At 38.3% G+C, this 20,533-nt stretch carries 14 protein-coding genes; 9 read left to right on the top strand and 5 right to left on the bottom strand.

The window, feature by feature from the left end:
• Positions 1–430: 430 nt before the first annotated feature.
• From mutM to PLE33_03150, 4 genes are all read right to left on the bottom strand, one after another.
• Positions 431–1,234 carry a bifunctional DNA-formamidopyrimidine glycosylase/DNA-(apurinic or apyrimidinic site) lyase gene (gene mutM / locus PLE33_03165; GenBank protein ID HPS60246.1) on the bottom strand — a complete coding sequence of 268 codons (804 nt, stop codon included), beginning with the start codon at positions 1,232–1,234 and terminating at the stop codon, positions 431–433.
• A 42-nt stretch (positions 1,235–1,276) separates the two neighbouring features.
• Positions 1,277–3,481, bottom strand: coding sequence for a transglutaminase domain-containing protein (locus tag PLE33_03160; GenBank protein HPS60245.1), 2,205 nt, complete (start codon positions 3,479–3,481; stop codon positions 1,277–1,279).
• A gap of 32 nt (positions 3,482–3,513) precedes the next feature.
• Positions 3,514–4,494 (bottom strand): lipoate--protein ligase, encoded by a 981-nt coding sequence (locus tag PLE33_03155; GenBank protein HPS60244.1) that lies wholly within the window; start codon positions 4,492–4,494, stop codon positions 3,514–3,516.
• Positions 4,495–4,633: 139 nt separating this feature from the next.
• The gene (locus PLE33_03150; protein HPS60243.1) at positions 4,634–5,041 is read right to left on the bottom strand and encodes a spore germination protein GerW family protein; all 408 of its coding nucleotides are present in this window, start codon (positions 5,039–5,041) and stop codon (positions 4,634–4,636) included.
• A gap of 404 nt (positions 5,042–5,445) precedes the next feature.
• Between PLE33_03150 and PLE33_03145 the strand changes: the two genes are divergently transcribed.
• Entirely contained in the window at positions 5,446–6,126 is a 681-nt protein-coding gene (locus tag PLE33_03145) for a hypothetical protein (protein ID HPS60242.1), read from the top strand.
• 951 nt (positions 6,127–7,077) lie between these two features.
• Here PLE33_03145 and PLE33_03140 read toward each other — a convergent pair.
• Positions 7,078–8,685, bottom strand: coding sequence for an ABC-F family ATP-binding cassette domain-containing protein (locus PLE33_03140; protein HPS60241.1), 1,608 nt, complete (start codon positions 8,683–8,685; stop codon positions 7,078–7,080).
• Between the two features lie 836 nt (positions 8,686–9,521).
• Here PLE33_03140 and PLE33_03135 point away from each other — a divergent pair.
• From PLE33_03135 to PLE33_03100, 8 genes are all read left to right on the top strand, one after another.
• Complete coding sequence (locus PLE33_03135) at positions 9,522–10,613, top strand: sigma-70 family RNA polymerase sigma factor (protein ID HPS60240.1); 1,092 nt, start codon at positions 9,522–9,524, stop codon at positions 10,611–10,613.
• 77 nt (positions 10,614–10,690) lie between these two features.
• Complete coding sequence (locus PLE33_03130; protein ID HPS60239.1) at positions 10,691–10,900, top strand: hypothetical protein; 210 nt, start codon at positions 10,691–10,693, stop codon at positions 10,898–10,900.
• Between the two features lie 361 nt (positions 10,901–11,261).
• The gene (locus tag PLE33_03125; GenBank protein ID HPS60238.1) at positions 11,262–13,826 is read left to right on the top strand and encodes a T9SS type A sorting domain-containing protein; all 2,565 of its coding nucleotides are present in this window, start codon (positions 11,262–11,264) and stop codon (positions 13,824–13,826) included.
• 64 nt (positions 13,827–13,890) lie between these two features.
• Complete coding sequence (locus PLE33_03120) at positions 13,891–16,281, top strand: FlgD immunoglobulin-like domain containing protein (protein ID HPS60237.1); 2,391 nt, start codon at positions 13,891–13,893, stop codon at positions 16,279–16,281.
• 280 nt (positions 16,282–16,561) lie between these two features.
• The gene (locus PLE33_03115) at positions 16,562–18,193 is read left to right on the top strand and encodes an ABC transporter ATP-binding protein (protein ID HPS60236.1); all 1,632 of its coding nucleotides are present in this window, start codon (positions 16,562–16,564) and stop codon (positions 18,191–18,193) included.
• Between the two features lie 270 nt (positions 18,194–18,463).
• Positions 18,464–18,646 (top strand): hypothetical protein, encoded by a 183-nt coding sequence (locus PLE33_03110; protein ID HPS60235.1) that lies wholly within the window; start codon positions 18,464–18,466, stop codon positions 18,644–18,646.
• A gap of 241 nt (positions 18,647–18,887) precedes the next feature.
• Positions 18,888–19,133, top strand: a complete 246-nt coding sequence (locus PLE33_03105) for a hypothetical protein (GenBank protein HPS60234.1) — start codon at positions 18,888–18,890, stop codon at positions 19,131–19,133.
• Between the two features lies 1 nt (position 19,134).
• Positions 19,135–20,160 carry a virulence RhuM family protein gene (locus PLE33_03100; protein HPS60233.1) on the top strand — a complete coding sequence of 342 codons (1,026 nt, stop codon included), beginning with the start codon at positions 19,135–19,137 and terminating at the stop codon, positions 20,158–20,160.
• Positions 20,161–20,533: the final 373 nt, after the last annotated feature.

Genomic DNA, 20,533 nt, shown 5'->3' with positions numbered 1-20,533 from the left:
AACGATGTCCTCATCGTTCCCCTTTTCGGAAGAACGATGTCCTCATCGTTCCCCTTTTCGGAAGAACGATGTCCTCATCGTTCCCCTGGCAACCGGGCTTTTTCTTTATCTCTTATTTTACAGTAACGAAACAAGCGTAAGAAGTGGTTGACCAGGAGGTCAACCCTCCGGTAGAACGATGTCCTCATCGTTCAAATATTAACTTTCCTTGGTTGACCAGGAGGTCAACCCTCCGGAGGAACGATGTCCTCATCGTTCCCCTTGCAACCGGGCTTTTTCTTTATCTCTTATTTTACAGTAACGAAACAAGCGTAAGAAGTGGTTGACCAGGAGGTCAACCCTCCGGTAGAACGATGTCCTCATCGTTCATCTACATACCCACTCATCTAAATATATAATATTCTAAACAGAGAATCAGGTCAAGCATTTTTTATTTTTGGCATATTGGGCAGTAGAATGTAGAACGTCCGCCTTGTTTGATACGCGTAATCTTGTGCCCTAAAGGACAGCACTGCTTTTGGTAAACCCTTAGAAAGTTTTGAAAGCTGCCTGGTTTATCATCAATTCTGCGGTAATCCGAAATACTTGTTCCCCCGTTTGCAATTGCTTCCGTAAGCACTTTTTTTGTCTGTTGAATAATTTCCCCTATTCTTTTTCGGCTGATTTTTCCTGCCGGGGTTATAGGATTTATTCCTGTCCGATATAAAATTTCACAAACATAGATATTTCCCAATCCGGCGATGATACTTTGGTCAAGCAAAACCATCTTAATTGGTGCTTTTTTTCCTTGCAGCTTTTCTTTCAACGCCGTCAGAGTAAATTCCTTGCCCAAAGGTTCCAATCCTAAAGAGGGAAGATAGTTATCTATTTGTTCCTGGTTGCAGAGGACTATTTTTCCGAAAGTGCGAACATCTATAAAATGCAGAACTTTCCCGTTTTTCAGCTTTATTCTGGTGCGTTCGTATTTTAACGGTGCACAGGTATTATCAGCGTAAATCAATTTACCCGTCATCCGTAAATGAATAATCAGGGCATTATCCTTTTCCAGCAGTAAAATAATATATTTTCCGCGTCGGTTAATTGCCATAACTTTGGCAGGAAAGGGATTTTCTATAAGTGATGCATCGGTTATCATAGTAGTGGGATTGTAACTCTCAATGGCAGTTATCACTTTGCCTTTCAGCACCTTATCCAAATCGTTAACAATGCTTTGCACTTCTGGTAGTTCTGGCAAATCGTATCTCCTTATCTGTAAAATCAGCGCAATCTGATAGCGCTACTCTTTTTTCTCCACCGGATAGTCCTCAGCAATCAGTTCCCGGGTAAGAGAATCCCCCGCTTTGGGTTTCAGGGGCTGCAGAAAAACCTTCGTTTGGTTGTCTGAAACCCGATAACCAAACTGCAGCCAGACATCTGAAACAGGAAAAACACCATTATATTTTCCCGAGCCCAAAGACCTTAAATTTTCGTTTAAAGGATAGAAAATTCCTTCGGCATAATGGCAAAGAGTAAGTTGTTCTTCTCCAACCTCAATAGGATTGCCCTGAGTATCTTTAATTTGCAGAGTAAATTCAAAGGTTTTGCTTTGGTTATCTCGGGAAATATCTTCCCAGGCACATTTTTCTACATTCACATATTGCCAGTCACCATCAATAAACACCGAAACCAAATTCGGAATACGGACAAATTCTGTAGGATAAGCATTAGCCCGAAGCAAATAAACAGCCATTATTTTATATTGAGTAGCAGTTAAATTCTTCTGCTGAATTAAAATATGCAGAGGCGGAAGACCGCTTAATGCTTTTTGGGGTTTGATGTTGTATTTTTGTTTTAATTTGGAAAGCACTTTGATAACCCCTTCGCGGGAATGAGCATAGCCATAACGAAACGATTCCGGATACAGTTGTGCTTTTCCGTTTTTGTAGAGTATCGGTTTTGGCAGGTCTTCATAATATGCAACGGGAGAAAATAAGCTCATCACTTTTTCTTCATCCGTTTCCGGTTCATCCAATCTTATCCAGTTCTCGTAAAGGGCTTCCAACTGTTCTGCAGTTGCCTGCCATAGAAGTTTGGGGTCACCGTCCAATAGAAAGGTTAAAAATTTACTGTCCGGATTGGGATTGCGCTGATAAAATTCCCAAAAAGAGGCATAATTTCCCCGGCAGGCAAGAGCCACATTGATTGCCAGGGAATCGTCCGTAATCTTAGTATTCCGGGCAGCATTTTCAAAAGCGGTTTGTTTTTCCTGCCAGAGTTGTTTTTCCAAATTTACCGCATTGATATATTCTGCAGGTTGAGTTTTGCTTTCTCCTGGAACTTCAGGATATTCCAAAGTATCCCAACCGCCTGAAAAGTCGTTGTTATTTATACTAATTGTCATTTCTATCGTTTTTTCCTCATTGGAAGGAATTAAAACGAGAGCTTTACCGTCTTGAGCATAAACCGAAAGATAAAAACTACCTCTACCGGTAGTAAATTCCAGATAACCATTTTTATCGGTAGTTAAATTAATCAACGACCTTAAAGAACCCCAGTTGAAGACCATTGGAATTACATTGGCATCCGGTATTGGTTTATTATTAGCATCCGTCACTTTAATTTTCACTTTCCGGCTTCGCTCTTTTGTATAATTTGCTGTGGAATTGATTAGGGTTTCATATTTACCTTTCAGCAACACTTCATCATTGCGGGAAGTTAAAGTTCCATCTGCCAAAATCAGGGCTGTTTTATCCACCAAATCGCTAAACCAGGCATTATCAGGAAACCAAGCCATATCCATATCGCCGGTATAATGCCATTTGCCGTCCAAATAGATTTCCGTCCAGGCATGATTATTATCTCTATGAGCCCACCAGGGTGTATATGCAGGACGAGCAGGAAGCCCAATTGTTCTGCAGGCGGAAACAAGTAAAATCTGCATTTCTTCACAGCGTCCGATTAAGGAATTTTGCACTATATCCAGGGGACTTTGATCGCGCCCTGAGGTCTGTTGAAATTGAATTCTGGAAACACACCAGAGAGTAATGGAACGAAACATTTCCAGATCGGTATTGCTTATATTGATAATATTCTGCAGCCCATCTTTTAATAATTGTTCCCGATATGCCGTTAGGGGTTCATCGGAAACGGTTTGCTTGGCTATATAGGAAAGGAAAAAATCAACAGGATACCTCAGACCTTTTTTATTCAGCAAAGCACAGATTGCCAGATAATTGCTTTTTACATCTTCCGGATTGCCTGCAGCCAGATTACTATTGCTTTCGTAGGCAAGCAAATAGTTCATCAAGATATCAGGATATTGTTTCAGCAATTCTTTATATTGCTGTTTTTGCTCCGCAGGCAAAAGTTCCAGATTTTTCTTTGCCTTGCGGGAGAGTTCTTTATAAAGTTCCGGATTTCCGGTTCGGGAAAGTTCTGCAGGAAGAGCAAACAGCAAAGTTAGCGTTAATAGCAGAACCAGGATTACAAATGCTTTTTTCACCTATTACCCCTTTTTCTTTTGGTAAAAACGAATTAGAACATTGCCTTTACGATTTCTTCCAGAGTCACTTCGCCGAAAAAGCTTTTATAATCCATCTGTTGTAGCATTTCGGAAACAGTTTCCGGTTTATGTTCAATTCCGCAGAGAGCTTTTTCCAGTTCGCTAATTTCGCGGTTGGTAAAGAAATCGCCATATATTTTTGCTTCAGTTATAATACCTTTATTCACGAGTAAATAGAATTCTATGGAGCCGGCTTTAGTGCGTATGGAATGGTTTAAATTATAGCGAGGAGATTTGCCGAAGTTCCATTGCCAGGTATCATATTTATTATTCATTAAAGCTTGAATTTCCTCTTTATCTCTGGTGGATAAAGAATAATCTTGAATAGCGGGATACATAGTTTTTACCTTTGCTCTAACCAAAGTTACGAAATCCTGTAAAGAAAGAGGATAAAGAAGGTGATCGGAAACATTGGTAACTCTTGCTTGAACGGATTTAACGGCTTTATCGTTAAACTTATCTTCTCTCGGGTTTAGCGCAGCAGTGAGATCGGAAATATTGGAACTGAACATAATGGTTCCATGTTGCAAGGTTTTACCGTAGGCGTTGGTTTTAGCGTTACCGGAAAACTTACAGCCATTAATAGTTAAGTCATTGCGACCTTCTAAAATAGCAGGAACTCCCAAATCCTGAAGGACAGCTAAAATGGGTTTTGTATAGCGTTCAAAATTACGGGTAAAATCCTCATTTTCATTCATCAAAAAGGAATAATTCAGATTTCCGGAATCGTGAAAAACAGTTCCGCCACCTGTTAAACGACGTACAACCGGAATATTATGTTTAAGAACCCATTCATAATTGATTTCTGCCAAAGTATTTTGATGTTTGCCCACAATTATGCTGGGGTTATTGATATAGAGTAAAAACACATCCTCTGGAAAGTTTTTCAGGATATATTCTTCACAGGCAATATTGAAAGGAGCATAGTTACCGGGACTAAAAATAGAGAGCATATTCATCACCTTTAGCAAGTTTAAGAGTTGCTGAATGTTAATTCAGTAAAAAGATGTTCAGAGGATGTTTACATAACTCCAGCAGTTGTGGAACTTCCCAATTTACCAAGCCGTTTTTTTGTATTGGTATCGTTCAGCACTACTTTTTATACTTCAATTTCTTCATTATCAGAATAAACAGAGCTGAAAAACTCATCATTGCCATAATTTGAAAAAAGCTAATTACGGGATGAAAACTAATATGGTCTTCCTTAATAGAAAAAAGACCTACCGGCACGCTATGTATTCCAATACCGCCTCCACCACTGAATCCAACTTTAACTTTTGCCTTTTTCACTTCTTCTTCAGAGGCAGAGCTATTTTCCTCTTCCGGCTTTTCTTTTTCGGGAGTAGTTTCATCACCGCCTCCACCCATGCCATAAATAACTCTGGCAACCGGAATTACATAAAGATTGCCTAATTTTGAGGGCTGCCCGAAAGAAAAACCACCCCCCAAGGCATTATTTACAATGGAGCGGATTTGGGAAAGTATTTCTTTGATTTCCATAGTTTACTCCTTTTCTAATGTTCACTCTTCCTTATTCGGAAAGGAAGTAATGTTCTTTAATACATTGGCTTCCTGCTTGTGCGAGAAAACAAAGGGCTTTTACTTTTGGATATGTTATAATTCACTACTAAAATCCTATCTTTTTTTGTCAAGTTCCTTCTGTTTCCCCCTAAGTTTATGAAAAAGAACTTGACTTGGATTGACAGGATTATAATAATGTAAATTAAGTGTATCTTGATATTGCTTGCGGGAAACGGGAACGACAATATCTCTTCAACCAGCCCGAGCACAAGGAAATGGAATTTACACTAAAGAATGGGACTAAACTCTCAGCAATAATATTTGGCTACAGAGTAATATATGAAGATATTATTAGTAGCACCCAAAAAAGGAGAAATAGGAAAATGGCCAGAATGCAATCCCCGGGTAAATGTCATTATTGCTTTGGAACTTTTAATAAGTCAGCAATGACCAGGCATTTGAAATCCTGTAAGGAAAGAGAAGCAAAATTGAAGTCATCTTTGGAATACGATGAAACGCAAAAGGAAAAGTTTTTTCATTTGCTGGTTGAGGGAAGATACTTGCCTGAATACTGGATGCATCTTTTAGTTACGGCAGATATATCTCTGAAAAAGTTAGATACTTTTTTAAGGGATATTTGGCTGGAATGCTGCGGACACCTCAGTGCCTATACCATTGAGGATAAAACATACTCCATAATGCCGATGCGGGAATTAAGAGAAAAAAGTATGAAAGTTAAGTTGAATGAGGTTCTCTCTCCAGGAATGAAGTTTTATCACGATTACGATTTTGGAACTACAACTCATCTTACTTTGAAGGTTATATCCGAACTTGAACTAAACGCTAAAGGCAGATTTATTAGGATTATGGCAAGAAATAATCCTCCTGAGAGAAACTGTGAAGTATGTGGAAAACCTGCTACTCAAGTTTGTGTTAATTGTATTTGGGAAGGTGAAGGATGGGTTTGTGACAAATGTGCTCCAAAACATAAGTGTGGAGATGATATGTTGTTACCGGTAGTTAATTCTCCCCGGGTTGGGATGTGTGGTTATACAGGATTTTAATAGTTAACTGTCCACCAGACCATAACAGCTAATAATTACAGGCGTTAACTTCTTTTTGGAGTGCTGTAAAGCATTCTGAAAGTTTTGTTTTAACTCTAAACCGAGCTTCAGCTTTGAAAGAAAAAGGCAGGAGACAAAATATAATGTTGCCTTTGCGCGATGCTTGTTTTGACTTTCAATTTTGCCACTGCCATCCCAATAAGCAGTTTCCTCTCATTATTTATCTTGCAACCGCATTATAGCTATTTTCCCAACTTCAAAATTGAGAGTTAAAACAAGAACTTACTGTTGTAGTGCAGTTTTGTTTTAACTGATTTTGAAGAATGTCTTGCTACGCATACTTTTTTTACAAGCATCTCCTATCGCGAGGAAATTTTGTTTTAACTCTAAACCGAGCTTCAGCTTTGAAAGAAAAAGGCAGGAGACAAAATATAATGTTGCCTTTGCGCGATGCTTGTTTTGACTTTCAATTTTGCCACTGCCATCCCAATAAGCAGTTTCCTCTCATTATTTATCTTGCAACCGCATTATAGCTATTTTCCCAACTTCAAAATTGAGAGTTAAAACAAGAATAATGCACACTGCCAACCAAACTACAGATTCTTTTAGAACTTTACAGTAACGAGTGAATTCTGTTATAAATCTGTAACAAAAACATTTACTGTTGTAGTGCAGTTTTTTTTAAATGATTTTGGTGAATGTCTTGCTACGCATACTTTTTTACAAGCATCTCCTATCGCGAGGAAATTTTGTTTTAACTCTAAACCGAGCTTCAGCTTTGAAAGAAAAAGGCAGGAGACAAAATATAATGTTGCCTTACAAATCTCGTTTCAGTGTTCAAAAGAATCGGTTTAAAGTCAAAACAAAACGAGGTTATGAATCGGTTTAAAGTCAAAACGAAAACGGAAACAATGTAGTAATTTTTTTTCCCTTCGCCCTTTGCCCTAAGTGCTATCTCAGTTCAAATTTACGGGTTGCCAGATTTTGAATAAACGCTCTATCGTGAGAGACGAAAATAATTGCTCCCTGATATTGATTTAGTGCTTTTTCCAGCATTTCGCGGGTTTTGATATCCAGGTGATTGGTGGGCTCATCTAAAAGCAGAAGATTATATTCTCCACATAGCAAGGCAGTTAGTTGCACTTTTGCTTTTTCGCCCCAGGAGAGAACCTCCATTTTCTGATAGGCAATATCTCCTGTTAAGCCCAAGCATCCCATAAAATTACGAATCTCAATTTCGTTAGAAGAGAATTGTTTCAGATACTCCAAAATAGTTAAATTTCCGGGTAGGATATTCAAGTTTTGATTATAGACCCCGAATCTTAAAAAATTGGCATAAGAAACAGTTCCGTTTGCAGGTTTCAGTTCGCCGGTAATTATTTTCAGCAGGGTAGTTTTACCTTTTCCGTTAGCTCCTGCAAGCCAGATTTTTTCACCTCCCCAAATATAAAAATAGAGGTTATGCAGAACCTGTTTTTCGCCGTAATAAAAATCAATATCTTTTAATGAGAGCAGTTCTTTTTGTTGTCCTGTGGCGGGAGAAAACATAATTTTGCGGGTTTTATCTATTACCGGTTTTTCAATCGGAAAGCGGTTTTGCAACATAAAAATGCGTTCTTCAATATGTTTTGCCTGTTGATTCATCGTTCGGGCAGCATTAAAAATTGATTCATATTTGAAACCACCACCTTCGGATCGGGTTTCTTTTTGAAAGCTGTTTGCCCAGTTATGTCTTTTTTGAGCTGCTTCCTGCAGTTTTCCAATCAGTTTTCTGCGCTGAGTAAATTGTTTTAACTGGTGTTCCTGCAATTCCTGTTTATCTTTAGTAAAGCTTTGATAGTTGCCTGTTCTAATCAGGACTTTGCCTTTTTCCAGTGCAATAATTTTGGAAGCGGTGTGATCAATAAAAACTCTATCATGAGAAACATAAAGGATAGCTTTAGGATAGGCATTCAGCCAATTTTCCAGCCAGATAAGTTCTTTCAGGTCAAGATGATTTGTCGGCTCATCCAAAATTAAAATATCCGGATTTTGCAATAAAAGCGAGGCAAGCTGAGTGCGGGTTGTTTCTCCTGCGGAAAGAGTGTTACAACTTTGATGGGCAAGCAGGTTCAAGTCCATTTCTCTAATAATATCATCCACCGTTTGTTCCCAAAACAAAACATTACTGTGGTCATAATTTTGCCACAATTCCGCAAGACGCAAGCCATCTTCATCACTGAGGTTATTTTCTGCAGAAAGATTATTGATTTCTTTAATTAGTTGATAGCAATCAAGATCTCCCTGCAGTAAAAAGTCCCGCACGGTTATCTTGTCGGTAAACATAAGGTCCTGTGGCAGATAACCGATTTTGGGAATAGAAACAGGATAGGATATTGAACCGGAATTCGGCTGCAATTCCCGCATAATTATTTTCAGCAAAGTGGACTTTCCGCAACCGTTTTTTCCGATAAGGGCAATTTTCTGTCCGTCACAAATATCCAGAGTAATTCCGGAAAGAATTTCCTGATATTGATCGGGGTAGGTAAAGTGGATATTTTTCAGCTGTATTGCCTGCATTTTTTCTCCTTTAATTGATTTTAGCAGTTTTCATAGCGGGCAGGCATAACAGTTATCTTTATGAGGGAATGGCGGATATAGTTTTTTAAAGTGAACTGCCGGAAAATGTCCATTATATCAGGATTTTGCTAAAAAGCAATAAGGGCAATGATAGGGCTTCCCGATATTGTGACAAGGACAAAAGCAATTACCACTCTAACAAGAAAATATAAGCATTTGTCCGGGCTGTTATGCCTTAAATTTTGTAGCTGTCCATTGTTTCTATCTCCTTATAATAAATTCCATTTCCTTTTTTTCCTGCTTAATAAAAGCGTCAAGAGAAAAAAACAGTGCCTTTGGTTCCACTACTCCCTTGACCGAAAGCGTTAATCAAGTGTTAATCTACCCTTAATCAAGCGTTAATAATTAACGCTTGATTAACTCCTGTTAAACGATAGATCAATGGCTTCAGGCAAGGAACATATAAAATTGTAATATCGGGATTTTATCATAAAAGTGCTTGTTAAAGTTGGTATTATAATGTCTTAAGAGGGAAATCATCACATTATTTTTACGGGCGCCGCTCTTATACTTCTAATTGCAATAAACACTTATAGATATCCTATAGAAATGCCTACTTTAGGGAGACGATACTTTTTACTTTACCCGCCATTTTTTTATGAAAAAGAACTTGACATATATTGAAAAGATGAAAATTATACAATTTGTCGTATAACTTAATATAGATAGTGAATAACGAGGGATATTAGATGCCCTCAAAGAACCTGAGAAACAATGAGTTAAAATGGACACCAACAGTCAGGACTAAACTTTGTTAATCTAATTAGGATAATATAATGAAAGAAATCAGCTCTATCTCAATGAACAAAAAACTATATGATGATATTATCAGATATATCATTGAATTGACTTCACAGAGATTCTATTATCTTAATCTGGCTGATGATATCGCCAATTCTATTTTAGTAAGTTTTATGAATAGCTCAACATTCACCGATCCTACCGGGTATTCAAAAGATTACATCAAGTCCGTATTCCCGAAGGCAGTTGAGGATGTATTTAGCTACTATCAGAAAGTGACATTGCAATACTGCCTTACGAAAACTAACGATCATAGCGTATCTGAAGATATTTCACAGGAAGCAATAAGGCAGCTATTATCATCAAAGAATAAAATCAATGATGTTTATTCTTGGCTAAGACAGGTAACGCACAATCTAATCTGTAAGCACTACAAGTTTAAAGCAAACGAGAAAGATTTGCACAGCTTACTATATATGGAAACCTCTTCCTTACAGAATGTGATGGAATCTGGAAAGATAATAGATATAGAGGGATTGAATCCCCTTAAAAAGAAGGAAATTCTCGCCAGTCAGGAATATCGTGATTATTGTGCAATGCTATCATTCAATAGTATAAAAGAATATGCGTCTTCAATGAATGTTAGTGAAAAAGTGGCACAGAAAAGAAAAGAGAGAGTCATCCGCAATATTAAGTCAAAGATATTACTTGCAATTGGGTGGGAAGCAAGCCGCGAGATACTTAGCTACAATCAATATAACGCAATCCAGAAGTTTATCCGGGAGCTTCTGAAAATTGGATGTAATGGTGAGGATATCAAGCAAAATAGTAAGCTAAATCCAAAGCTAACACAAGTTATGATGGGCATAGAAAGGATAGATGATTGGGGGATTACTATGGTGGATAACTGCAAATTCCGGCTGTATTTATTTCATCTATCCCGAGATAAGCAACCGATTACAACCACTTTTTATATTGTCCTGAATGAGAAAAACCACATCTCAGTAGAATCCTGCAAAAAAAACGAATACATCGGTGTCCACCCAATTCCTGCTAACATACAGATACTCAAGGAGAAGGGTAGATCACTTTGGTCTTATGAAAAAATTATTTCGCTTCTGAAGTAAAAAATCCTCAATTCCAGCATCTCAATTTTACCATTTTTGACACTTATATTTTAGAAAAAATTCTAAGGAGTGATAAAATGAAAAAACTAATTCTTTACATAGTGTTGGCTGTAGTGTGTCTTAATCTGTTTTGTGCAGTTATTGACTATACAGTCATTGATCACCAAACTCTTCCTGTCTATCAAGGTTCATTAAATGATCCTATCGTTAAAATTGTCTATGAGGATCCTTACGGTCTTTATATTTTTGTTGAATACGAAGGTGTTTTATATGTTTTTTACCTGTAAATTTTCAAAGTATTCGTCATGAATAATGGAGATTATAATGAATAACTTACTCCTGCAAGTTATCGATTCTTGGATGATCAATAACAATACGGGTAGAAGCAGGATGGTAATGCTATTTGTTTCGTTGTTTATATTATGCAATGCCTTTATGGGAAATAATGTATATTTTAATACGACTGCTTAATCCCTAATACGAAAAAAAATGTAGCATAAATCATCAATATTATAACATTGAGGATATGACTGACCATGTTTTCATTAAATATGCATGGTTAACAAAACAGGTTCGGACATAGAATGATACGGATATGTATCTTTCATGTATGAAAACTGATTACTTATAAACTATTTAGGAGAAAAGATGAAAAAGACAATACTAATCTTTATGATAGCGTTAATGTGCTATATAATGAACGCAACCGCTACCCATTTCGTAACTATCGAAACAACCGGTCCTTTCACTGTAGATTACACTGCCGGTTACATTGATATATATGCAGAACTTGATGGTACTCTTACAAACAATACGCCTAATCAACCAAATAATCCAAATCAAAGAATTGTTTTATCCTATGCCCCATTCTATACTACAAACCCAACATGGTTGTCTCAAGTTACTACAACTTATGTGGGTTCCAATATCTACAAAATAAGGTTACCATATGTCGCTAATAACACTGGTGTTGATAGAGAGGGCTGGTTTAGGATTGATCTTCAATACTACAGTCAATCTGATGGGGCATGGGTATCATATTCACCATTATTATCAGACACATGGTTTTTTGACTATATATTCCAATTTCGTGCACCGGCTAATAACCCTTACCAAACAGCCATAACAAACGCACCCAATAACTCTACTGTGATTATACCTGCAGGTGTTTATGTAGGGCATTTAACGGTAAATGGTAAAACAAACCTAACCATCAAGGGTGCAGGTATTACAAGCACTGATAAAACGACGATACAAAGTGCCGGCAATAAATCTGCAATAACAGTTACGGGTTGCACTAATCTTAAAATTCAGGACATAGTAATTACTAATGGTATGAAAAGCCAAGGTGGCGGAATAAATTGCTCTTGTAGTACTGTAACAATTGAAAATTGCCTGATTAGAGATAATAATCTTCGTCAGATATACTCTGGAGGAGCAATTCCTTCTGAAACAACAAAAGGTGGTGCAATTTATCTCGGTGAAGGGCAAAGTGAAAGTGTATGTATGGTGAAATCTTCAATAATACAAGATAACTACGCTCAAGAGGGAGAAACTGCTTATGTTGCCAGCGGAACCATAAACTTTGATGCATGTAACTTACTTGAAAATACTAGTGGCTCTAACTATGTTAGCTTGGGAAATAACTTTAACTTTTGGAACTCCATTGTTTCCTCTGCCAATGTAGGCAATGGTAATTTTTACTATTGTTGCAGTTATAACCCAAGTATAGCTCTACCGGGTGAGCACAATATTAGCACTAATAATCCAATGTTTACTAGTCCTTCCTCTGGGGATTATTCGTTACAGAAAGGCTCCCCTTGCATTGGTGCTGGCTATAATCCGGATTTTGATGATCCTTTTGTTGATGGATATGACCAAGACCTAAGAACTATGAAAGATGAAACACAGGATATTGGAGCTGTGAACTTTGCCTGGGATAGGTATGCAAGTTACTCCTTTACCGATGATCCAGATGCAAAATGGATGTGCTTCCCTGTGGTGGATGATTACTCAACAATATCAATTGAGGGGAACACTTACACAACTGACATTATGAGAGCCTTCTTTTACCAATATGAACCAAGCCCCTCTCCTATGATTTATGTTAGTTATAGATGGTATGGTCCCAATGGATTTATGACTTATTACCATACTCCCTCAGAACCCAGTGAAGACACGATGAAGAGATATCTGGGTTATAAGGCACTATTTAACGCTAATAGCACTATGCCTTTAACAGGTGCAATCCATGGCTATCACATACCCTATACTGATCCAGTGCCGGTGCCGGAACCTTTAACGGAAAACTGGATAGGGTATTTCATACCAGAGACCCAGACACCTCAAGCAGCTTTTGGCTCATTCATGGATGAATTGTATTTCATCCAGGGCAAAGACTGGGCAGCAGCAAGGCTAAAGCCCAGCCGAGTTGCCCCCTGGATCTGGTGCAAGGGTGGCCCACGAACTCCAACCATTTCTTATGGTGATATGGTTATTGTAAAAAAATTGGGAGACAGTAATCAAAATCAGTTTACTTGGTCTAGAGATGCTTCTGTACCTGAGTATCAAAGAGTAGACGCAGATCATTTTACTTTTACAAAAGAACCAAGCTATAAACCAATCTTTGTAGAAGTAGATTCTCTTAGCACAGCTAAGGAATTTGCAGTTATGATAAATGGGGTTTGTTATGGAGCATCCGTAGTGGATGGTACAACCATCATGATCCAAGCTTATATTGAGTCAATCCCGGATGGTGCAGATATCTATATTGTCGGATGGGATGGTGCCAAATCACAAGTTACACCTCTTGCATTACAAGTTTATAACCTCGATGCTGAATTATTCTATCCAAGTGCATCAATCATCAAAGAAGATTGCGATTTCTATTATGTGAAATTGGGAGAGAATGAGAGCAACATAGATACTCCGCCGACATTAACCCTTGCAGTTTCCAACTACCCTAATCCCTTCAATCCGACCACAACGATAAGATATACCGTCCCAAAAGACGGTAATGTGCGTCTCTGCATATACAACACCAGAGGACAACTTATTACTACTTTGGTAAACGAGCAGAAGAATTTGGGAATCCACAGTGTAGTATGGAATGGTAATGATAATAATGGCAACAAAGTATCATCTGGCATATACTTTACCAGAATTATCGCTGATGGAAAGACCTTGACAACTAAGATGCTGATGCTAAAATAGCATTTGTATATTAATGTGGAGCGGTGACAAGCCACCGCTCCCTGATAAAATAAGTGGAGATAGCATGAAAAGATGTTTCACCTTGGTAATAATCCTGCTGCCATTGATCTGTTTAAGCGTTACCAGGCAGGTAGCACTTGATGGTAGCCAGTCCTACACATCCATCCAAACAGCCATAAACGATGCAGTTAGCGGTGATATAGTTTTAGTTCATCCAGGACGCTACTTTGAAAACATAGACCTTTCCAATAAGAGCAATCTCATTCTAACATCCTTGGAATATACAAGTGCCGATACCAGCTACATCAGCAGCACGATAATAGATGGTAGCAATGGCAATACATCTACTATCCTCTGTTATGAAAATATGGTTGATTGCACGATAAGAGGTTTTTCCATTACGGGGGGTAAGGGCTATGATTACTATCAAGGAACCAGCCCTTATCAGATATTTGGGGGAGGGATTTTTATCTATTTGAATTGTAATGTTAGCTTGAGCAATCTGAACATACGCAATAACAGCTCCAGTTGTGGAGGGGGAGTAGCAGTTCTTGCTTCAAATACTATAAATATGACCAATGTTAATATTTATGATAATGTTGCTAAATACAGGGGAGGGGGATTATTATTGGGCAGCGATCTAACCTACACTCCACACATCAACTTTGATCAAGAGAACCGATGCAGTATTTATAACAACTTTGCCCAATGGGGAATGGATATAGATTGGTATTTCATCCATGGGGGAACACTACAGGTATATCTGAAGAAGTTTACGGTTCCGCAATGGGAGAAATATTATGCTTCCTATTACGAATCCACCTATCCTCCCAGCCCCTATACGGTATTTGATATTCAGGAAGCTTATCTGCAGCCCGTAGATGCAGATTTATATGTTAGCCCCAATGGAAACGACGCTAACAGTGGGCTTAGCCCTGCAACTGCTTTAAAAACTCCTTCACGAGCAATGCAGAGAATCGCTTCCAATCCCGATAATCCCAGAACAGTGCATCTGCTGGCAGGAGTGCATCATAACCTGTTTGGAGGGGAATACATTCCCATCTCCATAAAGGATTATTGCATACTGAAAGGCGTATCTAAAGCTGATACCAGATTATATGGCGAGAATATGATAGAAGGTACGGGAGTGGTTAGCATGGGAATAGAGAGTTGTGGGATAACGATGAAAGACCTCTCTATCACTACTTCCCATGCCTCAGCCATCTTTTCCTGGGGGATTTTTGATTTCCTGATGGAGAATGTGTGCATAGAGAACTCCACTGTAGATAGGTGGATCTTTACCATAGGTTACAGAACCAGCACTTTCACTCTTAGAAATATAACCATGCGAAATAACTTGGCATATTTTGCCCAAAACGGGATGGACCTGACGGGTTCTATAATCACACTGGATAACATTCTCTTGATAAACAACCAGACAGAATGCCTTTCACCCTTTTGGTACAACCGGGGAGGGGGATGTTTTGATGCGTATGTCAGCGATGCATTGACCATCCGCAACAGCAAATTTATAAACAATACTCACTATTCTGAGGATGGGTGGGCAAATTTTAGAGTTTCTGGATGGACAGATGAACCTGCTGCTGTGGTGGACTTAGATAACTGCCTGTTTGCTGCAAATGTTACCTACGGAGGAGCAAGGGACATCAATCTTGGCAGGCTATCGGGTTTGAGTATTACCAATTGTACCTTTGCTAATAATGTTGGAACATATCCTGATTTCCTGTATTTATTGAGTGTTGACTCAAGCAGAATCGTGAATAGTTTGTTTAGTAATAATAGTGCCGCCTACGAGATTAGAACTGCTGATAATACTCTTGTGGAGAACTGTCTCTTTTCTCGTACTAATGACATCTACAGGACATACAACGGGATGCCATTGAATTGGGGCAGTCATAATATCACGGGAGCTAATCCCTTATTTGTTGGAACTGATCCTTCTCTTCCAACTTCCTACTATCTGTATGCCGATGATGTGAATGGATATTCTCCTGCCATTGACGCAGGTACCCTTAATCCGGAGATTCTGCCTTGGGGCTATACGATTCCCCAATATGATGCCTTTGGTTTTAACCGGGTCTATGGAGCCGGGATAGATATTGGTTGTTACGAATCCCCGGGTTACACAGGTTGTGAAGAAGAGCTTAACTCACCAGCAAGTGATCTGCAATTGGCAAATTATCCTAATCCCTTCAATCCCAGCACTACGATCTGTTATAGTGTACCCAAGGATGGTGAAGTTAGTATTAATATCTACAACGCCAAAGGACAGCTTGTAAAAACTTTGGTAAACGAGCAGAAGAATTTGGGAATCCACAGTGTAGTATGGAATGGTAATGATAATAATGGCAACAAAGTATCATCTGGCATATACTTTACCAGAATTATCGCTGATGGAAAGACCTTGACAACTAAGATGCTGATGCTAAAATAGCATTTGTATATTAATGTGGAGCGGTGACAAGCCACCGCTCCCTGATAAAATAAGTGGAGATAGCATGAAAAGATGTTTCACCTTGGTAATAATCCTGCTGCCATTGATCTGTTTAAGCGTTCCCAGGTTGCTATCGTTATGGCAAAATTAGGTAGGCATGGTCTCATATCAAATGTCACAAATTGATATATGTAAGTAATGATTAGGTTAATATTAAGACATGGAAATAATATGGTGAAGGTGAAAAATGAACCTAAGATCGATCCGTAATAATGCTAGAATGTTACTTCCGTATTTGAAAAAGCACATATATATGCTATCAATAGCATCTACATTGGCAATTTTTTGCGCATTTATGGTCTTACCTTTACCTCTGATAACCAAACATCTTCTGGATGTAAGCATACCTAAGAATGATATTAAGGAATTTGTTATTATTGGACTACTAATTCTCGGCTCAATAAGCTTAATCGGAGTATTACAGTTTCTAAGTGACAAGATATTCTTCAAGTGTAACCAAGAGATTATCTTCAGTATTAAAAGAGACCTTCTTAACCATGTTTTTTTTGCTCCAATCAGCGAAACCAATACACGAGGTTGGGGTTATTATATATCCCGTATAGAAGATGACACTGAGAGAATAAAGGACCTCTTTGCTGACAACCTTTTAAATATATTCACAACCACTTTGAGAGTAATCATTACTCTAATAGCATGTTTCTTTCTATGTTATCAGCTTACTTTGATCTTTATCCCGATATTGCTTGTAGTTACATTGAAAACGGTTCGCTATTTAAAAAATATTAATCAAGAACTGCAAGTATTATATGAGAAACAGGCTGAGAAATCAGAAAATCTAGGTGAGTCCCTTAATCTGTTGACTTTTTGTCAATATTCTGCAAATTTCAGCTATCCTTACAACAAATATGTTAACACTATGGGGCTATATCTGTCTTCATTACAAAAGTATACTTTCTTCACCTATACATCACAAATGCAAAATGTTATCATTATTTCTGGATTGATGAACGCAGTTGCTTTTGGGATAGGTGGAGTATTTATTGCTCTCGGTTATACTACTATTGGATCACTCTTCGCATTTCAAAACTTTGTATTCAATGTCTCTGGAGGAGTACAAAGCCTTGTTAGCATGATTTTTAATCTCGAACAGGCCAGTGTTTCATTTAGTAGAATTAATGAAATCAAAAGCCTACCCCAGGAAGTGCCTGATCAAAATGCAAATAACCTGAGGATTAACTCTATAAGACTCGAGAATATCACTGCAGGATATAATGATACTCCAGTAATGGAGAGTGTTAGCTTTGAAGTTCATCAAGGTGATAAAATTTTAATAAGCGGACATTCAGGATGTGGAAAATCTACTATTTTGAAAACTTTAGCTGGTTTCCTAAAGCCGATTTCTGGTAGTATCTACTTCAATGATACCCTCGTTAACATGCATGATATGTGCAATTTCAGGCCGAAGATGGGTGTTGTTGAGCAGGAACCTTACATAGCGGACGATACTGTCAGCAACAATATCAGGATCGTATCACCAGAAAGTAGTGATGAAAATGTTATGCAAGCTGCAGACAAGGCTTATGTATCAGAATTTACAAACAATAACAACCTTGGATTGGACATTTCTGTAGGACCCAATGGCAATAAACTCTCAATAGGTCAAAAACAACGCATAGCTATAGCGCGCGCAATTATAAGAAAACCAGATCTGCTGTTATTGGACGAACCTCTTTCTAATGTAGACCCTCGTAGCGAGGAATTTATCCTGGAAACTATCAGGGATATGCCATCGGATACGATCGTGTTCATGGTATCCCATAAACCAGTGAAAGAAGGCATATTCAACATAAAAATCAATATTGATGATAAAAAGATCATGTTTACCGTATAAATGTATATGTTGCCAATACATTTTGCCATGATCTGTTACTTGTTAACCACATGATGAAGCAATATTTCAGTTGCTAATACAATTTCGCTTGCACAATTACAATAAACGATTATATTGTCTTCAGAGTTTACAAACTGGAAGTAAACTTGAACCGCGTCCATCCAAACAGCCATAAACGATGCAGTTAGCGGTGATATAGTTTTAGTTCATCCAGGACGCTACTTTGAAAACATAGACCTTTCCAATAAGAGCAATCTCATTCTAACATCCTTGGAATATACAAGTGCCGATACCAGCTACATCAGCAGCACGATAATAGATGGTAGCAATGGCAATACATCTACCATCCTCTGTTATGAAAATGTGGTTGATTGCACAATAAGAGGTTTTTCCATTACGGGGGGTAAGGGTTATGAATTCCCAAGTGCGGCAAATCTCTTCCAGGTGAAGTAGCGGCAGTATACTGATTTACCGGAATAACACAAACAATTAGGAACCTGGATATTTTTGACAATCATACTACTAAGAACCTGAGAAACAATGAGTTGAAATGGATACCAATATATGGGACTCAACTGAATTTCTGATTGACAGAATGATAATAACCTAAAAGTAGTTTTGTTATCATTATCACATCCGAAAAGCATACAGATTTATAGGATAACTCAATAATATAGTTATTATAGGCAGGCGAATGATTACTGACTTCCATGCAAAGGACTATGCATACGAGCTTAGCCGTATTGGAGAAGCAGGTGTAAATAGAGTAGGTAGAGCTCTATTTGATGCCTGTGTTGATCTAAATCCCCATCAGATTGAAGCCCTGTCTCAGCGAATGAAACAAAAAACTAAGGTTACCACTCTTTTCACAATCTACTGGAAAGTAGTGCTAATTGAGGAAGAATATTTGAAAAGGATGTGGAGTACCGAGGAGGTGTAAGATGGAACAAAAGAATCTACCTGCAAAAAGCGAGTTTTTACTCTATCAAAGCAAAGATGGCAAGACAAAGATTCAGACGAGGATTTATAACGAAAGTATCTGGTTATCCCTAAAAGAGCTCTCGGAACTGTTTGGAATTGATAAGTCAGGTATTAGCAGGCACTTAAAGAACATTTTTGAAACAGGAGAATTGACTCGGGAAGCAGTTGTTGCATTTTTTGCAATAACTGCAAGTGACGGAAAAACATATAAAGTAGAGCATTTCAATCTGGATGCCATAATATCCATCGGTTATAGAGTGAACAGTATTATAGGTACCCATTTTCGGCAATGGGCAACCCAAAGGTTAAGGGAATATATAATCAAGGGCTTTACTTTGGATGATGAACGCCTGAAGCAAATGGGAGGTGGCAATTACTTTGATGAGTTGCTTGCCCGTATCAGGGATATCCGCTCCTCAGAGAAAATATTCTGGCGTAAAGTGCTGGATATTTATGCTACCAGCATAGATTATGACCCCAGGGCAGAGGTTTCCCGGGACTTCTTTAAGGTCATCCAGAACAAGATGCACTGGGCAAGTCATGGACATACGGCAGCAGAAATCATCTATGCCAGAGCAGATGCCCAAAAGCCCTTTCTGGGGCTCACCAGTTGGAGTGGAGAACAGCCACGGAAGACAGATGCCGAAATTGCCAAGAACTACCTGAATGAGCAGGAACTGGATATCCTGAACCGGATTGTCACTATGTATCTGGATTTTGCGGAATTACAGGCATTAAACAGGAAACCTATGCGGATGCAGGATTGGATTATCAAACTGGACGAGTTTCTTAAACTGAACGGCAGGGATATTCTGAAACATTGTGACAAGGTATCTCACGAAGAGGCACTGCAAAAAGCCCGCCTGGAATATGACAAATGGCAGCAGGAACAGCTTACCCATCCGACTGAAGTGGAAAAGCACTTTGTGGAAGTGGTTGAAGAAGTGAAACAACTGGAAAAGAAAAGCCCCAAGAGAAAAAAGTAATGGCACGCAAAACTACTCTAAAAACCCATAAATTTACCAATAAACTGATCCTAAAGTAATCCTTAGTTGCTGGATACTGTCAGGGACCCCCAAATAAGAGCTAAAGCTCCGAGGTTATGATCCAGAAGAGTATCTAAAGAAAAATGTGGTTTTTATGGAAGACCCTAGTTACATAGATAGTATGATTAGTTTAATAATATAATCTATCTTATATAGTTTTCATCTTGATCTTACATAAGTATTTTCCGGTCCACTGCGGATTCCGGTGCAAGTAGGGATCCGGATAAAATTTAGCTGCAGGTCTGTATTTCCAAGATAGTAATCAGCATACAAAGTCCTTGACTGAAATACTTGTTTGGGAGATATTGTTTTT

The sequence above is a fragment of the Candidatus Cloacimonas sp. genome, from assembly GCA_035403355.1.
In the GTDB taxonomy this organism is placed as follows: Bacteria; Cloacimonadota; Cloacimonadia; order Cloacimonadales; family Cloacimonadaceae; genus Cloacimonas.
This window is presented reverse-complemented; position numbering and strand designations above follow the sequence as displayed.